This window comes from Haloferax sp. Atlit-12N (assembly GCF_003383095.1).
In the GTDB taxonomy this organism is placed as follows: domain Archaea; phylum Halobacteriota; class Halobacteria; order Halobacteriales; family Haloferacaceae; genus Haloferax.
The window spans coordinates 88,415-111,436 of record NZ_PSYW01000001.1 but is presented as its reverse complement, the minus strand read 5'-3'; the positions used below and the strand labels follow the sequence as shown (position 1 = coordinate 111,436).

The following is a 23,022-nucleotide window of genomic DNA, read 5'->3' as shown; positions in this document are numbered from 1 at the left end:
CGTCTCTGGACGTAGATATTGTGTAGTATACCCAAGAATCGACACGCTTTTACGAAGCACCCCTATATTGTGGAACACACCCAACACAGGTGACTTCGAAAATGAGTACATACGAACCCACCGAGACCCTCGACGTGAAAGGACTGTCCTGCCCGATGCCCGTCGTCAAGACCCGCGGCGCGGTCGACGACCTCGAAGCAGGCGAGATTCTGCAGGTCGTCGCGACCGACTCCGGCAGTATGAGCGACCTGAAGGGCTGGGCCGACTCCACCGACGGCGTCTCCATGCTCGAACAGGAAGAGGCCGAGGAAGACGGCGACGCGGTCTTCCGCCACTTCATCCAGAAGGAATGAGCTCGGACGCCGACGCGCCCGTCGACGCGGGAGCCGCCTCCGTCGAAGACCTCCGCGCACAGGTCCAAGCCCTGCAGGAAGAGGTCTCCGACCTCCGAGAGGCGACCGACGACGACGGACAGAAGTCGATGACCATCATCGCGACCAAAGGCACCCTCGACATGGCGTACCCGCCGCTCATCCTCGCCAGCACGGCGGCCGCCTTCGGCTGGGACGTCGTGGTCTTCCACACGTTCTGGGGACTCGACATCCTCCACGAGAAGAAGTCGAAGAACCTGAAGCTCAGCGCGGTCGGCAACCCGAGCATGCCGATGCCGAACGCCGTGGCCGCGTTGCCGTTCATGGACAACGTCGCCACGAGCATGATGGAAAAGAAGATTCAGGAAAACGGGACCGCGACCGTCGAGGAACTCATCGAGACCTCCCTCGACATGGGCGTGGACCTCCAGGCCTGCCAGATGACCATCGAACTGATGGGCTACGACGAAGCCGAGTTCTACGACGGCGTCACCACCGGCGTCGGCGCGGCGACGGCCCTCCAGCACATGGCCGACGCCGACGTGCAACTCATGATTTAGGCCGGCCCGTCGTCTCCACCAGCCATCCACTCACCCACCCTACTCCACCCCACCATCCCTGCGGTTCCATTTTCACCGTTTTTCAGACGCAGAGAGAGCTACGGCTGTGCGCCGTCGCGCGATTGAGACCGAGAAAATCAGAGTCCTCCGAGCGCGCCGTCTGCCCGAGTCAGACGTTCCAGCCGTCACCGAACGACTCGAACCGGTCGAGGTCGTGGCCGAACAGCACGTCGCCGCCGGTCCGGCGTTCGAGTTCCTTCACTCTCTGGAGGCTCTCGAACCAGTCGCGCTCGCTCCAGAGCAGGCCGGGACCGAGCGGCACCTCGTCCGTGTAGTTACCCTCGACGTAGCACTCGTCGCCCGCGACGAGCACGTCGCCGTCGGGCGTCTCGATGTGCGCGCCCAACACGCCGGGAGTGTGACCCGGCAGGTGAATGAGCCGGAAACCGTCGAACAGCGTGTGCTCGTCGCGGTGAACGACGTTCCAGTTCAGGTCGTGGTCGAAGTCCGACGCGAGGTACGCGATGGAGCCCTCGGTCGTCTTCGCCGAGTAGTACGCGAACTTCAGTTCCTCCTCGTGGACGTAAATCGGGACGTCAGTGCCCGCGAACTCGGCGAGGCCGCCGGCGTGGTCGAGGTGCAGGTGGCTCATCACCACGGCGTCGATGTCGGCGAGGTCGTAGCCGACCGAATCGAGGTCGCCTTCGAGTGTGTGTTCCGCGGCGTCGACGTGCGAAAATGCCTCGTACAGCGGTTCGGGCCAGTAGCCGTCGCCGGCGGCCGGGTTCGAGCCGGTGTCCCATAGCACCGTCCGGTCGGGGCCGTCGATGACGGCGTTCCAGACGACGAACTCGCTCATCTCGTGGTCGGGGTTCGGGTTCGACGCGCTCCCCATGGAGTAGCCGTCGAGGACGTAGCCGGTGTCCGCGTGGACGCGACCGCGGTCGACCAGGTGGACGCTGATGTCACCCATATTCCGGGGTTAGGACGGAGCGGGCATAACAGTTCAGGCAGTCAATATATGTCCGTCGGGCACTAGAGATACGCGTCGTTTCGGCCCGCACGGGGTCGCGACTGAAGCAATGTGAGCGGGGCCGACGCCGCGAAAACGGGGATCGAGCCGGGACGGCCGACTACTCGCCAGGGCCGACTTCCTCGAACGGCTGGACGATGACGAAGCCGCCCTCGCCCGCGAATTCGAGCTGGTAGGACTCGCCCGACGAGCGACCGAGCAGACCCTTGATGTTGATGTCACGGTTCGACGACGGCGAGACGTTCCCGCTCCACGCGACGGTCGCGTTGGGGTCGGTCTTGGCCGGCGTCTGGAGGACGATGGGTTCGCCGTGGGTCGTGATGGCGACGTGACCGGGACCTTCGAGGAAGACGTTGAACAGGCCGCCGGAGGACGCCCCGGCGATGCTCGTCAGCATCTTGATGTCCCAGTTCACGCTCGATTCGAACGCGAGCACGTCGTTGCCGTTGACGCTCAGTTCCTCGCCCGCGTCGAGTTCGAGAATCTGGACCTCCTTGGCCTGGTCTGCGAGATAGAGGTGGCCGGTGCCGGTCGCCTGCATCATGACGTCGCCCTCGCCCGTGGCCTTCTTCTTGAGCATCCCTTTCAGGCCGCCGGCGGACTTGCGCTCGAAGGAGATGTCACCGGTGTAGCCGACCATCGACCCGGCCTTGGCCATGACGCTCCCGTCGAGAGCCACGTCGAGCAGTTTCGAGTTTTCGAGTTCGAAGGCTTCGCCGCCTTCGGACGGTGCGTGCGTGCTGACGAATTCGTCTAAAGAAGACAGTGAGAGTTCCACGGGTCACCTGACCCGTGGGTGAATCGCGTACGCTTGCCTAATGTTCAGTTTCCTCGATGTACCGACGAACCACATCCTCGGACACCACACCAGTCGTCCCAACGTAGTATCCCTCCTTCCACAACCCACTCCCCCAGAAGTACCGCTGTTTGATTTCTGGGTGACGATTGAGAATTGTTCGCCCCGAGTATCCCTTGAATTGCTTGGCAATCTCGGCAGGACTCCATTTTGGGTCGGCCTCCACGAACAAGTGAACGTGGTCGGTAGCAATCTCCATCGACACAATCTCGTGACTGAACCGTTCGGCGGTTCCTCGGAACAATTCTGCAAGTTCGACTCGAACTAACTCCAACATCCCGTGTCGATACTTCGGACACCACACGAAATGACACTTACACAAACTAATTGAATGTCCATGACTTCTGTACTCTCCCATCCTAATCCCCAATTTTATTATCATTTGATTCGATAGTCAAGGTATGGGTATCGAAGAAGTCACGAAAACCGCACGCACTCGACTCTGCATAGAGTCTGGTGAGCGGTCGTGGCTCAAAGATGCCCGATTCACCGCACGAGACATCTCCAACGACACACTCCGTCTCAAACAAGACGGCTACAACAAAACCGAGATTCAACGCGAGGTTGACCGCGAGGACTTCCTCCGGAACAACAAGTGTGCGGTCGTCGCTAAGGCTCTGCAAGCGTGGAACTCTTACAAAGAACTCCTCAACTGGTGGTACGACCAAGATGACACTACCGTCGGGAAACCGTCGCCACCAGCCACGGACAAGAAAGGAGCCTACCCACTCGTTATGGCACACACCGAAGGTTACCGCCTCACCCACAACGACGAAGAAGGTAGGATTCGATTCCGTGTGAGTCCGAAGCCGTACAAGAAGGTGAAAGGACACCTTCGAGGGCGACCGGAAGACCTCAACCTCATCAAGTCAGCCTTGACTGAAGATGAGTGGTCGTTGGGACAGGCCGAACTTCTGTACCGAGATGGCGTGTATTACCTACACATCACGGTCAAAACAGAAGTCGAAGTGCCTGAACCCGAAGACGCTGACACACTCGTCGGCGTCGATATTAACGAGCGCAACATCGCTCTCACCGCTCTTAACCGTGAGACGATGGAAACGCTCGGAACACTCGTGCTTGACTACGGTTCGGTGAAAGCCGAACGCCAACGCTACCACACCATCACGAAACGCTGTCAAGAACACGGCCAACATTCTATCCACAACCAACTCGGAGACAAAGAAGAACGCTACACAGAGTGGGTTCTTCACAGAATGTCCCGAGTCGTGGTCGAGTTCGCCCAACAGTTCCCGAACCCCGTTATGGTGTTCGAGGACTTGAGTGGAATTCGAGACGCCATCAAGTACGGCACGTACATGAATCGGCGTCTGCACAAACTCCCGTTCCACAAGTTCGAGCAACAGGTTCGTTACAAAGCGACGTGGAACCAGATTCCGTGTGAGACGGTCGAGTCTCCGTACAACTCGAAGTCATGTTCGTGCTGTGGTCATCGGGGATACCGTCAAGGACGACGGTTCCGGTGTACAAATGATTCGTGTGCGGTTCATCAAGACCATGCTGACCGGAACGCGAGTGTGAATGTGGCGTGGCGAGTGTGGGCGAAACACGCTGGCGTAGATGTTGAATCGGTTAATTACCGGACTCGCAAAACCCACCCAAGTGTTCGGAAGGTGAGCCTGTCTGGGTCGGGGCGCTCTGTAAACCGCCCATCCTCATCCCGCGAAATCGCTTCGCGTGGAGTGCTTACAACGTAGGCTGAGGGAACAACAAAAGCCACGGGTCACCCGACCCGTGGTCGTTTACATCCATTGGAGTCACCGAGTCGCAGCGGAGACGACTCTACCGGAGAGGTGACTGTCAGGGATATAGTTCTATGTGCCGCGAGAACTCGAAACGCGGAGCGACGACCGAAAGGCGCCCAGCGCGCTCAGTCCCGTCGGCTTCGGTGGCCGGGGTTCCACTCGGCGTCGAGCGCCTCGTGGGTGAAGGGGACGGCGTCCTCGCCGGCGTAGGTGGCGACCAACTGGCCGTCGCCTTCGAGGTAGTACTTGTAGGTCGTCAGGCCTTCGAGGCCGACCGGGCCGCGGGCGTGAATCTTGCCCGTCGAGATGCCCACCTCGGCACCGAGGCCGTAGCGGTAGCCGTCGGCGAACCGGGTCGAGGCGTTGTGGAAGACGCTGGCGGCGTCGACGCCGGTCATGAACGTCTCGGCGCGCTCGGCGTCGTCGGTGACGATGGATTCGGTGTGCTTCGACCCGTGGGCGTTGATGTGGTCCACCGCGTCGTACAGGTCCGAGACGACCTTGACGGAGAGTTCGAGGTCGCCGTACTCGGTGTCCCAGTCGTCGTCGGTCGCGGGGTCGATATCGACGTGCTCGCGGGTCGCCTCATCGCCCCGGAGGACGACGCCCTCGTCGCGGTAGCGCTCGACGACCGCCGGCAGGAAGTCGGCCGCGACGGACTCGTCGACTAAGAGCGTCTCGACGGCGTTGCAGACCGCGGGGTACTGCACCTTCGCGTCGAGGGCGATGTCCGCGGCCATGTCGAGGTCGGCCGCCTCGTCGACGTAGACGTGGCAGATGCCTTCCGTGTGGCCGAGGACGGGAATCTGGGTGTTGTCCTGGATGTAGCTGACGAACTCCGAGGAGCCGCGGGGCATCACGAGGTCCACCATGTCGTCGAGTTCGAGCAGGCGGTCGACCTCCTCGTGAGCCTCGATGAGCGTCGCCCAGCCGTCGGGGAGCTCCTCGGTGGCGGACAGAATCGTCTCGTACAGCACGCGGTTCGACTCGCTCGCCTCGCTGCCGCCCTTGAGGATGACGGCGTTGCCGGACTTCAGCGCCAGCGCGGCGATTTGGACGAGCGCGTCGGGCCGCGACTCGAAGATGGTCGCGACGACGCCGATGGGGACAGAGAGCTTGTAGAGTTCGAGGTCCTCGTCCAGTTCTCTCGCCTCCAGCGTCTCGCCGAGCGGGTCGTCCTGTTCGGCGACGGACTCGACCATCCCGGCGATGTCGTCGAGTTTCGCCTCGTCGAGTTTGAGGCGGTCGACGAGCGCCTGCGTGTACTCGCCCGCCGCGAGCATCGCCTCGGCCTCCTCGACGTCCTCGCGGTTGGCCGCGAGAATCGCCTCGCTGTTGTCGCGGATGGCGTCCGCGATGGCTCCGAGCGCGGCGTCGCGGTCGGCCGCGTCGACGTTGGCGAGGCGGAGCGCCGCCGACTGTGCCTGTTCGACCTGCGCGGTCGTGTCTCGCTCAGTCATCGAGTTCACCATCGAGGGGGAGGAACATTGTTCCCACCGATTCGCGCTCGGCTATCTTCGCCAGCACGTCGGGTTCGGTGGACTGTGCGATGACGGCGGGGATGCCGTACTCGGCGGCGTCGCGCGCGCCGCGGACCTTCGTCTGGATGCCGCCGAAGCCGCCGGTCGAACTCGCGGTGACGATGTCCTCCACGTCGCTGTAGTTGTCGCCGACGACCTCGATTCGCTCGGCGTCGGGGTCCTCCTTCGGGTTCCCGGTGTAGACGCCGCCCACGTCGGTGAGCGTCACGAGCAGGTCGACGCCGATGCCGACCGCGATGTTGGACGAAATCATGTCGTTGTCGCCGATTTGGAGTTCCTCGGTGGCGACCGCGTCGTTCTCGTTGATGATGGGCACGACGCCCCACTCCAGAAGCGTCTCGACCGTGTTCCGGAAGTTGGTGAACCGTTCGGGGTTCTCCAGGTCGTGCTGGGTGATGAGAATCTGGGCGACCTTCCGGTCGTAGCGCTCGAAGCTCTCGGTGTAGCGGTGCATGAGCAGGCTCTGGCCGACTGTCGACAGCGCCTGCGACGCTTCGAGGGTGTCGCGGTCCGCCGTGGGGTGGTCGAGGCGGCCGATGCCGGCTCCGACCGCCCCCGAGGAGACGAGAAGCACTTCCTTGCCGCGCGAGAGGAGCGATTCGATGTCGTCGACGAGCTTGTCGAGTTTGTCGTCGTCGAGGTTGGAGTCGTCGTCGGTCAGCGAGTTGGTGCCGGCCTTGACGATGACGCGGTCCGCCTCGGCGGCGGCGTCGCGGGCGGCGGCGACCGCGTCGGCGTCGGGGGCGACAGCGTCGGCCGTCCCGGCCGTCCCGGTCGCCTCGCTCGTCTCGCTCGTCTCGCTCAGTTCACTCATCGGCGAACTCCTCCGCGAGCTCCTTCGACCGGCGCTCGGCCGCGACGACGGCCTCGGTGACGGCCTCGTCGGCGGTGCTGTCCCAGAGGACGTCCATCCCCTCGATGGTCGTCCCGTTCGGCGAGCAGACCGCGTCGATGAGCTCGTCGGCGGTGCGGTCGTCCTGCACGACGGTCTCGGCCGCCCCCTTGAACGTCTGGGCGGCGAGGATTTCGGCGTCTTCCTCGGAGAGTCCGCCCGCGACGCCGGCCTGCGTGACGGCCTCGATGAGATAGAAGACGAAGGCCGGGCCGCTGCCGTTGACCGCGGTGGCGATGTCCATCTGCGACTCCTCGACCTCGACGAACTCGCCCACGTCCGAGAGGAGTTCGCGGACCTCGTCGGTCAGGTCACCGGTCGCCGCCGCGGCCATGTCGCGGGTCTCGGCGGCGAGGTTCGGCATGATGCGGACGACGCGGGCGTCGGTGCGCGCCTCGACGAACGAGGTCGGGACGCCCGCGGCGATCGTGACGAGCGTCTGGTCGGGAGACAGGTCGAGTTCCGAGAGGACGGCCTCGACGATGTCGGGCTTGACCGCGACGAACACCACGTCGGCGTCGGCGGCGCGCGACACGTCGTCCGTCGTCTCTTCACAGTAGTCGGCGACCGCGGCGAGGGCGTCGGGGTCGAGGTCGCAGGCGACCACGGAGTGGCCGCCCGCCTTCCAGAGACCGGTGAGAAGGGCGCTCCCCATGTTTCCACAGCCGATAACACTCGTGCGTACCATTGGTGCTGACTCAAGGTACGACGCTCAGAAAGTAACTGCGTTCCGGTCAAGCCATGCCAAACCGGAAAACGAGTTGTCAGTTCCGGTAGCCGCGACGGGGGACTTACAGCGCGCCCTGCCGGTAGATGAGGTTGCGCTGAATCTCGTTCGCGCCCTCGTAGATGACCGGGATGCGCACGTCGCGGTAGACCCGCGAAATCTTGTACTCGTTGAGGACCGACCGGCCGCCGTGAAGTTGCATGCCGCGCTCGGCCACATCGACGGCCGTCTCGGTCGATTTCGTCTTGGCGGCGGCCGCCCAGAAGCCGGCGTCCTCGTTGTTTTCGACCTTTTCCGCGGCGCGCCAGTTGAGCGCGCGGGCCGCCTCGAACTCCATGCGCATGTCGGCGAGGATGTGCTGGACCGCCTGGAACTCCGAGACGTTGCGGCCGAACGCCTGTCGGTCGTGGACGAACTCCCACGCCTCCTCGATGGCGGCGGCCGCGAGGCCGAGGCTGTGGCCGCCGACGATGATGCGGCCGTGGTTGAAGAAGTCCGCGAGCATGTAGAAGCCGCCGCCCTCGGTGCCGATGAGGTTCTCCTCGGGCACCTCGCAGTCGTCGAAGACGATGTGGCCCTGCTTGGACGCGCGCATGCCCATCTTCTCGGGGATGTGCTCGGCCTCGTAGCCGGGCGTGTCCGTCGGCACGATGAACATCGAGTAGTTCGAGTAGCGGTCGTCGGTGTCGGCGGTCTTGGCGTACACCGTCAGCCAGTCGGCCTCGACGGCGTTGCCGACCCAGTACTTCTCGCCGTTGAGGACGTAGCCGTCGTCGGTCTTCTCCGCGGTCGTCTCCATGCCGGCCATGTCGGAGCCGGTCTGCGGTTCGGAGACCGCGAGTCCCGAAATCTGCTCGTTTTCGGCGACCGGTCGGAGCCACTTCTCCTTCTGTTCTTCGCTGCCGTAGTCCTCCATAATCTCGCAGCCGAACGAGGCGAGTTGGAGCGTCAGCGCGATGCCGGCGTCGGCGCGGTAGAACTCCTCGGAGATTGCCAGAATCTGCTGGAGGTCGAGTCCCTTCCCGCCGTACTCCTCGGAGATGTCCTGCGCGACGAGTCCCGCGTCCATCCCCGCCTGGAGAACCTCGTGGGGGTACTCGCCGGACTCGTAGTATTCCTCCGCGACCGGTTCGATGTGCTCCGCGGCGAACTCGCGGGCCTCCTGCTTGAGTTCACGGGCGTGTTCGGGCACGATGGAGTCGTCGAGAAGTTCCATGTCCCGACATAGGATTGTACAGTAAAAATAGTGTATGGAACCAGTCTAAACTTCAAACTGGTTCTTCGTTAGAACCCACGACCGTCCCGGCGCTCACTCGTCCGACGGGGCCTCCGCGTCGGGCGTCTTGCCCTCGATGAGCGAGGAGTCGTCGTACTGGTCTCTGAGTACCTTCTTGTCGAACTTGCCGGTCGCGGTCTTTGGCACCTCCTCGATGAAGACGACCTCGTCGGGGGCCCACCACTTCGGGAACTCGTCTTCGACGAGCGCGACGAGTTCGGTCTTGAGCGCGTCCTCGTCGACACCGCCTTTCGGAACGATGAACGCCACAGGGCGCTCCTGCCAGCGCTCGTGGGGCACGCCGATGACGGTCGCCTCGGCCACGTCGTCGTGGGCCATGATGCTGTTTTCCAGTTCGAGCGACGAAATCCACTCGCCGCCGGATTTGATGACGTCTTTCGCCCGGTCGACGATTTGGACGTAGCCGTCTCCGTCCACCGTGACCACGTCGCCGGTCTTCAGCCAGTTGCCCTCGTAGTCCTCCTCGTTCGCGTCGGGGCGCTCGAAGTACTCCGTCGTCACCCACGGCCCGCGTACCCACAGTTCGCCGAAGTCCTCGCCGTTCCACGGGACCTCGTTTCCGTCGTCGTCGACGACGCGCATCTCCAGTCCCGGCGCGAGCAGGCCCTGCTTAGCGCGCTTTTCGTACTGCTCTTCGGCGGGGAGGTCCTCCATCCCCGGCTTGAGATGGGCGACGGTACCGACCGGCGACATCTCCGTCATGCCCCACGCGTGGAGCACGTCCACGTCGTGTTCCTCGTCGAACCGGCGGATGACCGACTTGGGCGCGGCCGACCCGCCGATGATGATGCGTTCGAGCGAGGAGATGTCCGCGTCGTGTTCGTCGAGGTAGTCGAGCAGGCCGAGCCACACCGTCGGCACGCCCGCGGTCATCGTCACGCCCTCCTCCTCGATGAGCTTCGCGAGGTCCTCGGGCGTCGGCGACGGACCGGGATAGACGTGTTTCGCGCCCGCCGCGGTCGTCGAAAACGGCAGGCCCCACGCGTTGACGTGGAACATCGGCACGACCGGCATGATGACGTCCTCCGCGCCGATGTCGAGACCCGATTTGGGGAGCGTCGCCATCGTGTGCGCCCACAGCATCTGCTGGGAGTACTCGACGCCCTTCGGCTCGCCGGTCGTCCCCGAGGTGTAGCACATCCCCGCCGGCTGGTCCTCCGGGAGGTCCGGCCAGTCGTACTCGTCGGGGTAGTCGGCGACGAACGACTCGTAGTCCGTCACCGGGGACAGCCCCACGTCGTCCGGCACCTCGGAGGCCATCACGACGAACTGCTCGACGGAGGCGAAGGCATCCTCGTCGACCGCGCCGGCGAGTTTCGGCGCGAGCGACGGGTCCACGAAGATGATGCGGTCTTCCGCGTTCTCGACGATGTACTGGATGTGGTGGTCGGGAAGAAGCGGGTTGATGGTGTGCAACTGCGCGCCCATCGAGGGCACGCCGAAGTACGTCTCGAAGTGTCGGTTGTGGTTCCAGCAGAACGTCGCCACCCGGTCGCCGTCGCCGATGCCGGCGTCCGAAAGCGCCCCCGCGAGCTGTGCCACGCGCCCCTCGTACTCCGCGTACGTGTAGCGTTCCAGCCCTTCGGCGGTCCGAGAGACGATTTCGCGGTCCGGAAAGAGCTTGCCCGCGCGCCACAGGAACGGCCGAAGCGTCTGGTTGGTAGCACCTACCATACTGTCCTCTTGCAGTAAAACGTAATGATTGTTTGGACACAATCCGGCGAGACGCGGGCTGTGGGTTTGGCTTCACCCGCGGGCGCGTTCACTCCTCGTCGCGGTCGGGAACGAGCTCGCCGCCGCCATCGCCGTCGCCGTCGTCAGTTTCGCTCCCCAGACTCTCGACATCATCGTGCTCGCCGTCGTCGGCTATCGCCTCGGTGTCGTCGTCTCCGTCGCGTTCCGCGTCCGCGACGGTCGCGTCGCCCTCTGCGTCGTCGATGGCGGCCTCGTCGGTTCCGCTCTCGTCGCGCGCGGGCGTCGTCTCGTCGACTTCGGCCTCGGAGTCGTCGGACTCGTCGTCGTCGCTGTCGCCGTAATCGGCCGCGCGCTCCGGTTCGGCCTCCGCGACGGGCTTGGCCGCGACCAGTCGCTCGCAGACCGCCTCGCGGTCGATGGTCCCCGAGACGGTCCGCGGGAGTTCGTCCGCGGTCTCGACCAGTCGCGGGCATTTGAACCCGGCGAGCCGCTCGCGGCAGAAGGCGTCGAGGTCCTCGTCGTCCGGGGGGCTCTCCGGGTCGGCGGGGACAATGAGCGCGGCGACGCGCTCGCCCCACTCGGAGTCGGGGACGCCCAACACGACGACGTCGTCCACGTCGGGGTGGTCCCGCAGGACCGCCGCGACCTCGCCGGGGTCGACGTTCTCGCCGCCGGTGATGATGCGGTCATCCTTCCGATTCAGGACGTACAGGAGGCCGTCGCCGTCGCGGTAGCCGATGTCGCCGGTCCGGAGGCCGGCGTCGGTGAAGGCGTCCGCGGTCGCCTCGGGGTTCCGGTAGTAGCCGGGCGAGACGGTCGGTCCCGCGACGACGATTTCGCCCGGGGTGCCGGGTTCGACGGCGGTGCCGTCCTCGTCGACGACCCAGAGGTCGGTGAAAAAGAGCGGTCGCCCGACGGTCCCCACGTCGTCGAACGCCTCGTCGGGGGTCGCGGTGGCGACCTGCGAGGCCGTCTCGGTCATTCCGTACGTCGGGTAGACCGGCACCGAGTAGTTCCGACAGCGCTCGACGAGTTCGTCGGGGGCGGGCGCGCCGCCGAGGAGCACCACGCGGAGCGAATCGGAGAGCGTTCCCCTGCTGTCGAGCATCCGCTTGAGCATCGTCGGCACGAGTGAGACGCCCGTCACGTCGTACTTGCCGATGTCGTCGGCCGCGCCGCCGGCGTCGAACCCCTCGCGGAGGACGACGGTCGTCCCGTACAGCGGGCCGCGGAGAATCGGGCCGATGCCGCCCATGTGGTGCAGCGAGAGCGTGACGAGCCACCGGTCGTCGGGCGAGACACCGAGTCGGAACGCTCCGGCGACGGCGTTGGCGAGCAGGTTGCCCATGGTGAGTTTCACGGCCTTCGGCGTCCCGGTCGTCCCCGAGGTGAAAAGCAGGAGCATCGTCTCCGAGAGCGACCAGCCCGCGGGTTCGACCCGTTTCGGCGCGATAGACGAGAGGTTGATGACGCCCTCCCAGCGCGGGTCGTCCACGGAGACGACGGGCACGTCGGTCGTGGCCTCGACCGCCGTCGACTCGGTGGACTCGCCGCAGACGAGCGTCGTCACGTCCGCGAGTTCGACGTTGCGGCCGACCTCGTCGGGGGTGAGCCGGTCGCTGAGTGGGACGAGCACCGCACCGAGCCGCGTCGCGGCGTGGATGAGTCGGACGTAGTCGATACCGGGGTCCAAGACGACGCCGAGGTGGTCGCCGGCCTCGACACCGAGCGCGGCGAGTTGGCCGGCCGTCTCGTCCACGAGCGCGTCGAGTTCGCGGAAGGTCCACGAGTCGCCGGTCGCGGCGTGGATGAGCGCCTCTCGGTCGGGTGTCGCGGCGACCCGATGGGAGAGCCAGTCGCGCATCGGCCCGGCGAACCCGCGGCCTCCGGCGTCGGCGTCGTTCGTGGCGGCGTCGCCATCGTCGCCGGTCGAACCGTTACCTGCGGCTGTGTCGTCGGGAATCTCGTCCGCGAGCGCGTCGTCGTCGGCCGTGTCGTCGGGGGAGTCTCCCGTCATCGCTTAGTGCGAGACGAACTCGACGAGGACGCCGCCCGTGGATTTAGGATGGAGGAAGGCGACCTCGTGGCCCCACGCGCCGGGGCGCGGTTCCTCGTCGATGCGGTCGATACCGGCGGCCTCGGCGGTCCGGAGCGCGCCCTCGATGTCGTCGGCCTCGATGGCGACGTGGTGGATGCCGCCGCCGCGCTTGTCGAGGAACTTCGAGATGGCACCCTCCTCGTGGGGTTCGAGCAGTTCGAAGTAGCCTTTTTCGAGTTCGAGGAAGACGACCGACATGCCGTCGAACGTCTCCTCGTGAGCCACGGGCGCGTCGAACAGCTCCGCGAACAGCGCGGCCAGCCCGGCGGCGTCGGGGGTGGCGATTCCGACGTGGTCGAAGTGCATGCCTCCAGTTCGTCGGGCGCAACGGATAAACCCAGACGGTTCGATAGTCATGTCATGATAGTAACTACAACGGAGTCGGTCGTCGGCCGCGACATCGAGGAGACGCTGGGTGCCGTCCGCGGGAACACGATTCGCGCCCGAAACGTCGGCCGCGACATCACGCAGGGCCTCCGAAACATCGTCGGCGGCGAGCTCAAGTCCTACACCGGGCTGATGGCCGAGGCGAGAGACGAGGCGACAGAGCGGATGGTGGCCGAGGCGGAGGCGATGGGTGCCGACGCCGTCGTCGGCGTCCGGTACGTGACCGCCGAGGTGGCCCAGGGCGCGGCCGAGATTCTGGCCTACGGGACCGCCGTCACACTCGTCGGCGGCTCCGACACCGACGCGGAACCCGCGTCCGAGTCGAACGCCGACGTGGCGTGAGCCGACGGTGACGCCGACGTTCCGGCGCGTCGCCCGCGACCCGCGGCGGCTCGCACGCGGGTTCGTCCGACTCGCCACAACCCGAGCCACGGTCGCTGTCTTCGCCGGACTCGCGGCCGTGTGGGCAGTCGGCTTCTTCGGCGTGGTGCCGATAGAAATCTGGGTCGTCGATTACCCCGCGCTCGTGGCCGCTTTCTTCTTCGACACGCTCGCGGCCAACGAGTTCGGCGTCCGCGAGACGGCGATGTTCTACCCGGCGCTCGCCGTCTTCGGCTATCTCCAAGCGATGCTCGTCGTGGCGGTCGCTCGGGTGCTTCGGGGCCGGTTCGTCGGAGTCGGTGAGTGACGGGACAGCCGTGAAACGAGTCGGGAACGGGGAACGAAGATGAGCGCGGAAGCGCGCGTCAAGAGCGGGACGCGAGGGGCGAGCAAACCGTGAAAGACGTGCGGCGTGGGAGGCGCGCGGGAGTCGTGAGCGGGCGTGGGGATGGGTGCGGTGTGGGATTCACGGCGTCGGGTCGGGCCTCAGTCGCGGGCGGTCCGGGCGACCGTGACCTCGACGGGGACGCCGGGCACGTCGACCGTCAGCATCGAGCGGTCGGCCCGGGTGACGACGACGCGGGCGACGGCGACGATGGCGGCGACGGTGACGGCGACCGCGAGCGACGCCACGGGGTAGGTGACGACCGCGACGACCGCGGCCATCGAGGCAAGCAGGACGGCCTGCGTCGCCAGCGAGGGCGCGGGGCGGTGATGCGAGGGGCGATAGTCGGAGACGGTACGACTGTCTCTGGAGCGTCTTCGTGACATTCGTCTGGTGAGGTGGACAATCGGATGCGATACCGGGGGCTCTCGGGTCGAAGAGCCCCGCAACGCGACGGCCGCCGCTCGAACGTCGAGCGACTGGTGGCGCGAACCTCGCGCCGGCAGACGGCGACCGGGCGTGTGACGGGTTTAGAATGCGATAAGCGGCATCATAAGCCTCGATTGTCCCCACTCGGGGGGTGATAATAAAACCCGTTATCCGGGTGAAAGTATAGAATTAGTGACTCGTTGGCACGGGCCGAGACGGGGTGGGCAGTCGGACTGGAGGAGACGGAACGCGACCATCGGCACTGGTCGCCCCGACTCGCGGGGCCGGCTCAGGCCATACCGGGTTCGTACTCGCCGAACTCCTCGCGGAGGACGCCGCATATCTCGCCGACCGTCGCGTAGGCCTTGACCGCCGTGACGATGAGCGGGAGGAGGTTCTCGTCGCCGTTCGCGGCGGTGCGGATGTCTTCCAAGGCGGCCTCGACGGCCCCCTCGTCGCGGTCGTCTTTCCGGGCTTCGAGCGACTCGACCTGCTTGCTCTCGTCTTCCTCGGAGACCTCTTGGACCTCGACGGTCGGCTCTTCGTCCACCTGATACTCGTTGACGCCGACGATGACGCGCTCGCCCTCCTCTATCTCGCGTTGGCGCTCGTAGGCCACGTCCTGAATCTCCCGCTGGACCCACTGGTTTTTCACGGCGTCGAGCATGCCGCCGCGGTCGTCAACCTCGTCGAGCAGGTCGAACGCCTCGTCTTCGATGTCGTCGGTCAGCGCCTCGACGTAGTAACTGCCCGCCAGCGGGTCGATGGTGTCCGCCGCGCCCGACTCGTGGGCGAGAATCTGCTGGGTGCGAAGCGCCGTGCGGACCGACTTCTCGGTCGGCAGCGACAGCGCCTCGTCCTTCCCGTTGGTGTGGAGCGACTGCGTGCCGCCGAGGACGGCCGCCAGCGCCTGATAGGCGACCCGGACGACGTTGTTCTCGACCTGCTGGGCGGTGAGCGTCGACCCGCCGGTCTGGGTGTGGAACTTCAACTGCATCGACTTCGGGTTCTCCGCGCCGAAGCGCTCTTCCATGATTTTCGCCCACATCCGCCGGGCGGCGCGGAACTTCGCCACCTCTTCGAGGATGTTGTTGTGGGCGTTGAAGAAAAAGGACAACTGGGGGGCGAAGTCGTCCACGTCGAGGCCGGCGTCGACCGCGGCCTGCACGTACTGGATGCCGTTGCCAAGGGTGAACGCGACCTCTTGGGCGGCGGTCGAACCGGCCTCGCGGATGTGGTAGCCGGAGATGGAGATAGTGTTGAACTTCGGCGTCTCAGCCGCGCAGAACTCGAAGATGTCCGTGATGAGCCGCATCGACGGCTCCGGCGGGAAGATGTAGAGGTTCCGCGCGATGTACTCCTTCATGATGTCGTTCTGGATGGTGCCGCGAAGCTCCTCGCGGGGGACGCCCTGCTTGTCGCCGAGGGCGACGTACATCGCCAGCAGCACGGCCGCCGGGGCGTTGATGGTCATCGACGTGGAGACCTCGCCGAGGTCGATGCCGTCGAACACCGTCTCCATGTCGTGGAGGCTGTCGATGGCGACGCCCGACTTCCCGACCTCGCCGGCGGCCATCATCGCGTCGGAGTCGTAGCCCATCTGCGTCGGCAGGTCGAACGCGAGCGACAGCCCCGACGAGCCGTTGTCGATGAGGTAGCGGAACCGCTCGTTCGTCTCGGCGGCCGTCCCGAAGCCCGCGTACTGCCGCATCGTCCAGAGCCGCCCGCGGTGCATCGTCGGGTAGACACCGCGCGTGTAGGGCTTTTCGCCCGGGAATCCCACGTCCTCGTCGTAGTCCACGTCGGCGTCGTCGGGGGTGTAGAGCCGTTCAACGACGTTGCCACCCGTGTCGGTCGTGAACTCCTCTTTGCGCTCCCCGAAGCGGTCGAGCGTCGGCCCCAGCGTCTCCTCCTCCCACTCGGCTTTCGCCTCCCGAATCTCTTCGAGCTCGTCGGGATCAAACATGGTCGAAGATGTGGTTTGTCCCTACTTAAGCGTACGCGGGTCGGCGGATATCGGTCGCCGTCGCCGACTGTGAACGCGGCGACGACGAGCGCCCGCGGCAGCACCCGCGACAGTACCCGCGAACGCGGCCGCGGCGACCGATTTTATGTCGCTCGCGCGCCCTGCTTCGCCATGGACATCCTGACCGACGAGACGCGGCGGTTCCTCGCGGCGACCGCACCCGAACACGACGCGGTGCAGTCCGAGATGGCCGCCTACGCCGACGAGCACGGCTTTCCCATCATCGGTCCCGAGGCGGGCGGCGTGCTCCGCGTCCTCGCGCACCTCGCGGACGCGACGCGGCTGTTCGAGTTCGGCTCCGGCTTCGGCTACTCCGCGACGTGGTTCGCCGAGGGCATGGCCGACGACGCCGAACTCTACCTGACGGAACACGACGCCCACGAACTCGACATGGCGCGGGAGTTTCTCGACCGCGCCGGTTTCGCCGACCGGACGACCTTCCTCGAAGGCGACGCGCTCGACCTGTTCGAGGGCGTCGACGGCGAGTTCGACCTCGTCCTTCTGGACCACCAGAAACACCGCTACGCCGAGGCGTTCGACCTCGTCTCGGACCGCGTCACCGAAGGCGGGGTCGTCGTCGCCGACAACGTGATGCGCGGCCCGGTCGACTTCGGCGCGCTCACCGACTGGAGCGAAGGGCGGGCCGAAGCCCTCGACGGGGCCGACGCCGATACTCGCGGCATCGCGGCGTTCCTCGACGCGGTGCGGGCCGACCCGCGGTACGAGACCATCGTTCTCCCGGTCGGCAGCGGTCTCGCGGTCAGCACGCGGGTCGAATAGGCGCGCGAAGTCGGCTCGCGCGCCGGCCGCCGCGCACCGACGTTCGCCACGCTTTTGAGCGCCGACCCCGACCCTTCGGGTATGTTTGGAGGCGGCGGGATGAACCCGCGAAAGATGAAGCAGATGATGAAGCAGATGGGCATCGACGTGACGGAGCTCGAGGCCGAGGAAGTCGTCATCAAGACGGCCGACGAGGAACTCGTCTTCTCGGACGCCCAGGTCACGCGCATGGACGCGCAGGGCCAGGAGACCTACCAAATCGTCGGCGAGCCCGAGACGCGCGAACTCGGTGCCGGTGACGACGGCGGTGACGGCGACGAATCCGACGAGGCCGCCGACGCCATCCCGGCCGACGACGTGGCCATCGTGGCCCAGCGCGCCGGCGTCCCCGAGGACGAGGCCCGCGAAGCGCTGGAGGCCGAAGACGGCGACCTCGCCGCGGCCATCTCGCGACTGGAGTGATACTCCTCGTCCACGGCGACCGGGAGTACCTCCGGGCGCCCGGCGACGAGCTGCACACCGACCTCGGGATGCTCACCGTCCCCGAGGACGTGGAAGCCGGCCAGACGCTCGAAACCCACATCGGCGAGGAGTTCCTCGTCCGCGAGCCGCGTGGTCCGGACCTCTTCAACCACTTCGAGCGCACCGGCGCACCGATGATGCCGCGCGACATCGGCCTCATCGTCGGCCACACCGGCGTCGCGGCCGGCGAGCGCGTCCTCGACGCGGGCACCGGCACGGGCGTCCTCTCGGCGTACCTCGGTCGCCTCGGCGTCGACGTGACGACGTTCGAACGCGACGCCGAGTTCGCCGACGTCGCCCGCGAGAACATGCGACTCGCCGGCGTGGAAGACCGCGTCGACGTTCGCACCGGCGACATCACCGACGAGGTCGACGACCTTGCGGACTCGAAGTTCGACGTGCTCACCCTCGACACCGAGAACGCGCCCGAGGTCGTCCGCCACGCGCCCGATCTGCTCGTGACCGGCGGCTACGTCGCCGTCTACTCCCCGTTCGTTGAGGGCACGCGCGCGGCCGTCGAAGCCGCAAGAGAGGTTGGCCTCTCGGACGTGGAGACGTTCGAGACGATTCAGCGACACATGGACTTCAACGACCGCGGGTCGCGCCCCTCGACCGCTGGCGTCGGCCACACCGGCTACCTCGTCTTCGCCCGCAACGAGTGAGCGAGACCGACGCACTCGGGCCACGCTCTTCGGCCCGTTCGCGTCCCCTCACCCGACGCGGCGAATTACGCGAAATAGCTCTTCTCTGAACCGCTCCGGTTCGATTGCCTCGCGGAGCGCAGCAGCCGTCTCCGCGTCGCCGCCGCGGACCTCGCGGGGGTACGCGCCGCCGGTCAGGAGGAACTCGCCGTCGACCGGCGTCACCGCGAGGTAGGCGTCGGCCGCGAGTTCGACCCCGGCGAGTTCGACGGTCGCGGCGTAGCGAACCACGTCGGCCTCGGCTTCGGTCTCCGCGCCGGCGGAACCGGATTCGCCGTCGGTAGAAGCAGTCTCGTCGCTACCACCGACTCGCACCCGGAGCGTCCGCGACTCGACGCGCCGAACGTCCGAGAAGCCGCGGGCTTCGAGGCGCGATTCGAACCCGGCGCTCGCGCGTTTGCCGACGAGTTTCGTCAGCGCCTTCGACGGCGGCGTGTGCGGTCGGATTTCGAGGCGGCTGGCGAACAGAAAGCGCCACGGACCGTCGGCGGTCGCCGGCACGCGCTCGCGGATGTCGGCGTCCTCGTAGACGACGGTCCGGGCGACGACGCTGACGGGGCCGAGTTCGAACGGGCGGTCCGTCGCGTCGCTGACGCGGACCCACCCATCGAGCGGCGGGAGCGTCGGCGGGGCGAGCGCGTCGGACATACCCCGCGTTACGGACGGAGGGCTGAAAAAGGCGAGTCGCTCAGTGGTCGTCTTCGCGCCACTTGTGGTCGCACTCGACGCAGGTGAAGAAACGCGTCTCGGACTCGTCGGCGGAGCGAATCTGCTTCATCTCGTAGCGCGCCACGTCGTGGCCGCACTTCGGACAGATGGTCTTCGTCGTCGGGCCGATGTCGGCGTTGTCCACGTCCGACATGTCGACGACCTCGCTGGACTCCTGGCCCTCGGTCGTGACCATCGACTTCTCCTTTTCGCTGTCGCGCGCTTTCTCGTGGCCGTTCGGACAGACCCAGACGCCGTCTTGCGGCGTCATCAGGGACCCGCAGTCGTCGCAAAACTCCATGATAGTACGTCCTACCGCTTGAAGGACTTAAGCGTCAGGATTGCGACGCGCTCGCGGGGGTGAGCGCTGAAAAAAGCCGGTGCCGAACAGGCGACTCAGGCGTCGCCGTCGGACTGCCCCGGTTCGCCGAGCGCCTCGATGGGCATCGCGTTGTTCAGTTCGTAGTACAGGTCTTTTGCGTCGGCGAACTCGCTAGTGAGGCAGTTCCCGACTAACTCACCGAGGTCGACGTTCCCGTCGGCCATGAGCACCGTCACACCGTCGAGGGAGGCCGCGGCGTCTCGTCGGGAGACCGGGTACGACAGGTCTTCGAGGAGGGATTCGACGCGGCCGAGCGTGATGGAATCTTGCACAATTATTCATTATACATGCAGCGTCTTAGCAGTTGTAGGAGCCGTGCTAGCACGCCTATTCGGGAGAAACGGTGACGCGAATCAGCCGGATTCGCCGGAGAAGAGTGTTCTCTGTCGGTTCTATTCGAAGTCGGGGTCGCGCTTGTCGAGGAAGGCCTCCATCCCCTCGCGCTGGTCGTGGGTGCCGAACAGGCCGCTCCAGACGCGGGCCTCGAAATCGAGCGCGGCGTCTCGCGGCGCGTCGTGGGACATGTTGATGGCGGCCTTCGCGCCCGCGAGGGCGTGCCGCGGCTTCGACGCGAGTTCGGCGGCGAGTTCCTCGACGTGCGATTCGAGTTGGTCGTGGGCGACGACTTCGCCGACGATGCCGTACTCGTGAGCGTCGCTGGCGTCGATGCGCTCGCCGAAGAAGATGAGCCGCCGAGCGACTTCGTCGCCGACGAGCGCCGGCAGGCGGACGCTCCCACCCCAGCCGGGCATGATGCCGAGGTCGATTTCGGTCTGCCCGAGCAGCGCGCGCTCGGAGGCGACTCGGAGGTCGCACGCCAGCGCGAACTCCATGCCGCCGCCGAAGGCGTAGCCGTTGATAGCTGCGACGGTCGGCGCGGGGAACTCCTCTAAGCGCGTCGCGATGCGGTGGCCCTGTTCGGCGTACGCCTGCGCGGCGGGCGACCCGATGTCCTTCATGTAGCTGATGTCCGCGCCCGCGATGAACGCCTTCTCGCCCGCACCGGTGAGGACGACCACCCGCGCGCCGCCGTCTTCGGCCTCGTCGAGGGCGTCTTCGAGCGCATCGAGGGTGTCCGCGTTGAGCGCGTTCATCTGCTCGGGGCGGTCGATGGTGATGGTCGCCACGTCGCCGTCCCAGTCGAGTCGGAGGGTGTCCCAGCTCATAGTCGAGCCGACGCAAGGGACAGGGATAATAATTAACGTTCGGCGGTCGCGCTGAAGAATCCAGAACAACGTTATACCCCCTCCGTCGAATCCACCGATATGACGCTCTCCGACGAGGCGAAAGAACGCCTCGCCGACATCGTCCGGCTCCAGCCGACGAAGAACAAGGAGTTACAGAACCGCTGGGACCTCGAAAGCGGGAGCGAAGTCCACCGCTACCTCGAATCCGAGCTGAAAGACTACTACTACCGCGACGACAACAGCCTCATCCGCGCGACGGCCGAGGCGGCCGAACTCGTCGGCGTCGAACCCGGCGTCGAAGGCGACGACGAGGCCGAATCCGTCCCGAGCGTCATCCGCGTCCCCTCGCTCGAAGCCCGCGTCTTCGAAGTCGTCGCCGGCCCCGACGAGCGCTCCGAGAGCGTCGTCAGCGTCCTCAACAAACTCCGAGACGAGTTCGACATCGACCCCGACGTGGACGACGTGCGCCGGGCGCTCCAGAGCCTCCGCCGCAAGGGCGTCATCGAGGTCGTCTACCGGACCGTCCCCACGTTCCGCCTCGCCGTCGAGCGCGACGAGGTCGACGTGGAAGTCGTCTAATCCCCCGTCTCCGCGGCCGCTACGCTCGCCGCTCGAACACCAGCGCGTAGTGGTACGGCGGGATGTCGATTTCCGCCGTCACCGCGAGGTCGGTCGCCTCCTCGACGATTGACGCGGTCTCCTCGGGACCGAGGCGTAGGTCGGTCGGCGGGCCGCGGGGCTCGCCGGCGACTGTCGTCTCCGACCGGGAGAGCGGTCGCCAGTTGACGACGACGAACCGGCCGTCGTCGGCGAGGACCGACGCGACTTCCGTCAGGAACTCGTCGCGGTCGTCGACCCCGTGGAACGCGTTCGCGAAGAGCGCCACGTCGACGGGGTCCGAGAGGTGGGTCGATAGCTCGCGGGCGTCGCCGCGAACCGTCGCCACGTTGTCGATGCGCTGCTGGTCGGCGAGGTGTTCGAGTTCTGCGATCAGTCTGTCGTCAAGGTCAACCGCGTACACCGGGGCCGGCGCGACGATTCGCGCCGCTGGGAGCGCGAAGTAGCCGTTTCCACAGCCGATTTCGGCGACGGTGTCGCCCGATGACAGCCCGAGTTCCCGAAGCGTCTCGCCCGGCGTCGGCCAGAGCTTTCCCCACCAGTCCCAGTCCGGCAGGCTCGTGTTCTGGAATCGCTCCATACCGGTCGGTCAGAGAGGCTCGAATTTAGGCGTTCTCACTACCGTGTTCGGCGCGGTCTCTGGCGCGTTCGCGCCGCGCCTCCAGAATCCGGCGCACGCCCTTTCCGGGGCCGCCCTCGATAGGCCAGCCCATCATCCGCCACGACGGGGGTTCGGGCTCGAACGACGGACACGAGTGGGCGCACTCGCGCTGGCTCTGATAACAGTCTTTTGCGGCGCACCGCGGGACGAGCGCCCGGCCGCGCCGGTCGAGTTCGAAGTGCCGGCAGTCGGGCCGCATCGTGTCTACGTAGTTCCGCCAGCCGCGGTCGTAGGCGCGCTCGGCGAGGACGAGTCGCCGCCGGGCGTCCGCCGGGTCGGGCGAGAGCGAACTCGGGTGCCACAGCACCTCCGCCGAGTCGCCGTCGATGCCGAGGATGCCGACTTCCACCGGGAGGTCCTCAAGCAGGGCTGGTTCGACCCGTCGCCCTGTCACCTCGGTGGCGACCCAGACCTCGTCGGCGAGCGCCCGCGACACGTCGTGTTCGAGCTGGTCGGCGAGCGCGCGGGCGGCGCTGGCGTCGAGGTCAGGCTTGTTCTCGATGGCGACGACGCGCTCAACCCAGTCGGGGTACGGCGCGGTCCGGCGGTACTCGACGCGGTTCCGCGAGCCGCGGCGCTTCTCGACGAGCCCGAGTCCCGCGGCGCGGTGGACCGCCGGCACGACGTGTCGCCACGGGAAGTCGGGTTCGGGGATGGCGTCTCGGTACCACGCCCACTCGGCGGGCGCGTGGCGGACGACCCGGAGTAAGTCCGAGTCGAAGCCGTCAACCGAAAGGGCGCGCCGGGCGGCGAACGCCTCGGGGTCGACCTCGACGACGACGGTGTCCCAGCGGCGCTCTCGGGTGCCGAGCTGTCGGGCGACGAACGCGGGGCGCGGGCCGTCGGGGTGCCACGCGCGCTCGGCCCAGCGGCAGACCCGTAGCTCGAAGGCGAACTCGGGGTCGCGGTCGGCGGCGTCGCTCACGACCGGGAGTTGCGGCGGGGAGTCGAAGGCGTTTCGGTCGGGCGGCTTCGACGCTCGGCCCGACGACGACGCAGACGACGCCGCGGGTGTTGCC

The 23,022-nt window shown here is 66.4% G+C and carries 27 protein-coding genes; 9 read left to right on the top strand and 18 right to left on the bottom strand.

Going from position 1 to position 23,022, the window contains the following annotated elements; all coding sequences use genetic code 11:
* Positions 1–101: 101 nt before the first annotated feature.
* Together C5B90_RS00575 and C5B90_RS00570 are read left to right on the top strand one after the other, a co-directional pair.
* Complete coding sequence (locus C5B90_RS00575) at positions 102–353, top strand: sulfurtransferase TusA family protein (RefSeq protein ID WP_115878242.1); 252 nt, start codon at positions 102–104, stop codon at positions 351–353.
* The gene (locus C5B90_RS00570; protein ID WP_058567422.1) at positions 350–931 is read left to right on the top strand and encodes a DsrE/DsrF/DrsH-like family protein; all 582 of its coding nucleotides are present in this window, start codon (positions 350–352) and stop codon (positions 929–931) included. The genes C5B90_RS00575 and C5B90_RS00570 overlap by 4 nt, the downstream gene beginning before the upstream one ends.
* A gap of 169 nt (positions 932–1,100) precedes the next feature.
* Here C5B90_RS00570 and C5B90_RS00565 read toward each other — a convergent pair whose 3' ends face one another.
* The 3 genes from C5B90_RS00565 to tnpA all read right to left on the bottom strand — a co-directional run bounded on the left by C5B90_RS00565 (position 1,101) and on the right by tnpA (position 3,178).
* Positions 1,101–1,904, bottom strand: a complete 804-nt coding sequence (locus tag C5B90_RS00565) for an N-acyl homoserine lactonase family protein (protein WP_115878240.1) — start codon at positions 1,902–1,904, stop codon at positions 1,101–1,103.
* A gap of 160 nt (positions 1,905–2,064) precedes the next feature.
* Positions 2,065–2,742, bottom strand: coding sequence for an AIM24 family protein (locus tag C5B90_RS00560; protein WP_233511860.1), 678 nt, complete (start codon positions 2,740–2,742; stop codon positions 2,065–2,067).
* 37 nt (positions 2,743–2,779) lie between these two features.
* Complete coding sequence (tnpA, locus tag C5B90_RS00555; protein ID WP_115880505.1) at positions 2,780–3,178, bottom strand: IS200/IS605 family transposase; 399 nt, start codon at positions 3,176–3,178, stop codon at positions 2,780–2,782.
* Positions 3,179–3,221: 43 nt separating this feature from the next.
* Between tnpA and C5B90_RS00550 the strand changes: the two genes are divergently transcribed.
* The gene (locus C5B90_RS00550; RefSeq protein WP_115878238.1) at positions 3,222–4,538 is read left to right on the top strand and encodes an RNA-guided endonuclease TnpB family protein; all 1,317 of its coding nucleotides are present in this window, start codon (positions 3,222–3,224) and stop codon (positions 4,536–4,538) included.
* 173 nt (positions 4,539–4,711) lie between these two features.
* On the opposite strand, the gene C5B90_RS00545 is transcribed toward C5B90_RS00550, so the two are convergent.
* The 7 genes from C5B90_RS00545 to mce all read right to left on the bottom strand — a co-directional run bounded on the left by C5B90_RS00545 (position 4,712) and on the right by mce (position 13,142).
* A complete protein-coding gene (locus C5B90_RS00545) occupies positions 4,712–6,046 on the bottom strand; it encodes a glutamate-5-semialdehyde dehydrogenase (RefSeq protein ID WP_115880503.1) in 1,335 nt (444 codons plus the stop codon).
* Entirely contained in the window at positions 6,039–6,941 is a 903-nt protein-coding gene (gene proB / locus C5B90_RS00540) for a glutamate 5-kinase (protein ID WP_115878236.1), read from the bottom strand. Before proB ends, C5B90_RS00545 begins: the two co-directional genes overlap by 8 nt.
* Positions 6,934–7,707: a pyrroline-5-carboxylate reductase gene (proC, locus tag C5B90_RS00535; protein ID WP_115878234.1), complete on the bottom strand. Its 774-nt coding sequence runs from the start codon at positions 7,705–7,707 to the stop codon at positions 6,934–6,936. Before proC ends, proB begins: the two co-directional genes overlap by 8 nt.
* A 103-nt stretch (positions 7,708–7,810) precedes the next feature.
* Complete coding sequence (locus C5B90_RS00530) at positions 7,811–8,962, bottom strand: acyl-CoA dehydrogenase family protein (RefSeq protein WP_115878232.1); 1,152 nt, start codon at positions 8,960–8,962, stop codon at positions 7,811–7,813.
* 93 nt (positions 8,963–9,055) lie between these two features.
* A complete protein-coding gene (locus C5B90_RS00525; RefSeq protein WP_115878230.1) occupies positions 9,056–10,717 on the bottom strand; it encodes a long-chain fatty acid--CoA ligase in 1,662 nt (553 codons plus the stop codon).
* 88 nt (positions 10,718–10,805) lie between these two features.
* Positions 10,806–12,755 (bottom strand): o-succinylbenzoate--CoA ligase, encoded by a 1,950-nt coding sequence (menE, locus tag C5B90_RS00520; RefSeq protein WP_115878228.1) that lies wholly within the window; start codon positions 12,753–12,755, stop codon positions 10,806–10,808.
* A gap of 3 nt (positions 12,756–12,758) precedes the next feature.
* Positions 12,759–13,142, bottom strand: a complete 384-nt coding sequence (gene mce, locus C5B90_RS00515; RefSeq protein ID WP_115878226.1) for a methylmalonyl-CoA epimerase — start codon at positions 13,140–13,142, stop codon at positions 12,759–12,761.
* Positions 13,143–13,196: 54 nt separating this feature from the next.
* On the opposite strand from mce, the gene C5B90_RS00510 reads away from it, so the two are divergent.
* Positions 13,197–13,565, top strand: coding sequence for a YbjQ family protein (locus C5B90_RS00510; protein WP_058567432.1), 369 nt, complete (start codon positions 13,197–13,199; stop codon positions 13,563–13,565).
* A 7-nt stretch (positions 13,566–13,572) separates the two neighbouring features.
* Entirely contained in the window at positions 13,573–13,911 is a 339-nt protein-coding gene (locus tag C5B90_RS00505) for a hypothetical protein (protein ID WP_115878224.1), read from the top strand.
* A gap of 179 nt (positions 13,912–14,090) precedes the next feature.
* Here C5B90_RS00505 and C5B90_RS21005 read toward each other — a convergent pair whose 3' ends face one another.
* Positions 14,091–14,375, bottom strand: coding sequence for a hypothetical protein (locus C5B90_RS21005; protein WP_233511858.1), 285 nt, complete (start codon positions 14,373–14,375; stop codon positions 14,091–14,093).
* 332 nt (positions 14,376–14,707) lie between these two features.
* Positions 14,708–16,384, bottom strand: a complete 1,677-nt coding sequence (locus C5B90_RS00495) for a methylmalonyl-CoA mutase (protein ID WP_115878220.1) — start codon at positions 16,382–16,384, stop codon at positions 14,708–14,710.
* A gap of 171 nt (positions 16,385–16,555) precedes the next feature.
* Here C5B90_RS00495 and C5B90_RS00490 point away from each other — a divergent pair, with 171 nt between their 5' ends.
* From C5B90_RS00490 to C5B90_RS00480, 3 genes are all read left to right on the top strand, one after another.
* A complete protein-coding gene (locus tag C5B90_RS00490) occupies positions 16,556–17,224 on the top strand; it encodes an O-methyltransferase (protein WP_115878218.1) in 669 nt (222 codons plus the stop codon).
* Positions 17,225–17,305: 81 nt separating this feature from the next.
* Positions 17,306–17,686: a nascent polypeptide-associated complex protein gene (locus tag C5B90_RS00485; RefSeq protein ID WP_115878216.1), complete on the top strand. Its 381-nt coding sequence runs from the start codon at positions 17,306–17,308 to the stop codon at positions 17,684–17,686.
* Positions 17,683–18,408, top strand: a complete 726-nt coding sequence (locus C5B90_RS00480; protein WP_058827017.1) for a tRNA (adenine-N1)-methyltransferase — start codon at positions 17,683–17,685, stop codon at positions 18,406–18,408. The genes C5B90_RS00485 and C5B90_RS00480 overlap by 4 nt, the downstream gene beginning before the upstream one ends.
* A gap of 48 nt (positions 18,409–18,456) precedes the next feature.
* Here C5B90_RS00480 and C5B90_RS00475 read toward each other — a convergent pair whose 3' ends face one another.
* From C5B90_RS00475 to C5B90_RS00460, 4 genes are all read right to left on the bottom strand, one after another.
* Positions 18,457–19,095, bottom strand: coding sequence for a DUF6517 family protein (locus C5B90_RS00475; protein WP_115878214.1), 639 nt, complete (start codon positions 19,093–19,095; stop codon positions 18,457–18,459).
* 40 nt (positions 19,096–19,135) lie between these two features.
* Positions 19,136–19,456, bottom strand: a complete 321-nt coding sequence (locus C5B90_RS00470) for a transcription factor S (protein ID WP_049905217.1) — start codon at positions 19,454–19,456, stop codon at positions 19,136–19,138.
* 95 nt (positions 19,457–19,551) lie between these two features.
* On the bottom strand, positions 19,552–19,809 hold the full coding sequence (locus C5B90_RS00465) for a hypothetical protein (protein WP_115878212.1): 258 nt from the start codon (positions 19,807–19,809) through the stop codon (positions 19,552–19,554).
* A 120-nt stretch (positions 19,810–19,929) separates the two neighbouring features.
* Positions 19,930–20,703 (bottom strand): enoyl-CoA hydratase/isomerase family protein, encoded by a 774-nt coding sequence (locus C5B90_RS00460; protein WP_058567441.1) that lies wholly within the window; start codon positions 20,701–20,703, stop codon positions 19,930–19,932.
* A 99-nt stretch (positions 20,704–20,802) separates the two neighbouring features.
* On the opposite strand from C5B90_RS00460, the gene C5B90_RS00455 reads away from it, so the two are divergent.
* Positions 20,803–21,303, top strand: a complete 501-nt coding sequence (locus C5B90_RS00455) for a DUF5797 family protein (RefSeq protein ID WP_058567442.1) — start codon at positions 20,803–20,805, stop codon at positions 21,301–21,303.
* A 19-nt stretch (positions 21,304–21,322) separates the two neighbouring features.
* On the opposite strand, the gene C5B90_RS00450 is transcribed toward C5B90_RS00455, so the two are convergent.
* Complete coding sequence (locus C5B90_RS00450; RefSeq protein WP_115878210.1) at positions 21,323–21,922, bottom strand: class I SAM-dependent methyltransferase; 600 nt, start codon at positions 21,920–21,922, stop codon at positions 21,323–21,325.
* A 25-nt stretch (positions 21,923–21,947) separates the two neighbouring features.
* Positions 21,948–22,928 (bottom strand): DUF5787 family protein, encoded by a 981-nt coding sequence (locus C5B90_RS00445; RefSeq protein ID WP_115878208.1) that lies wholly within the window; start codon positions 22,926–22,928, stop codon positions 21,948–21,950.
* Between the last annotated feature and the right edge of the window lie 94 nt (positions 22,929–23,022).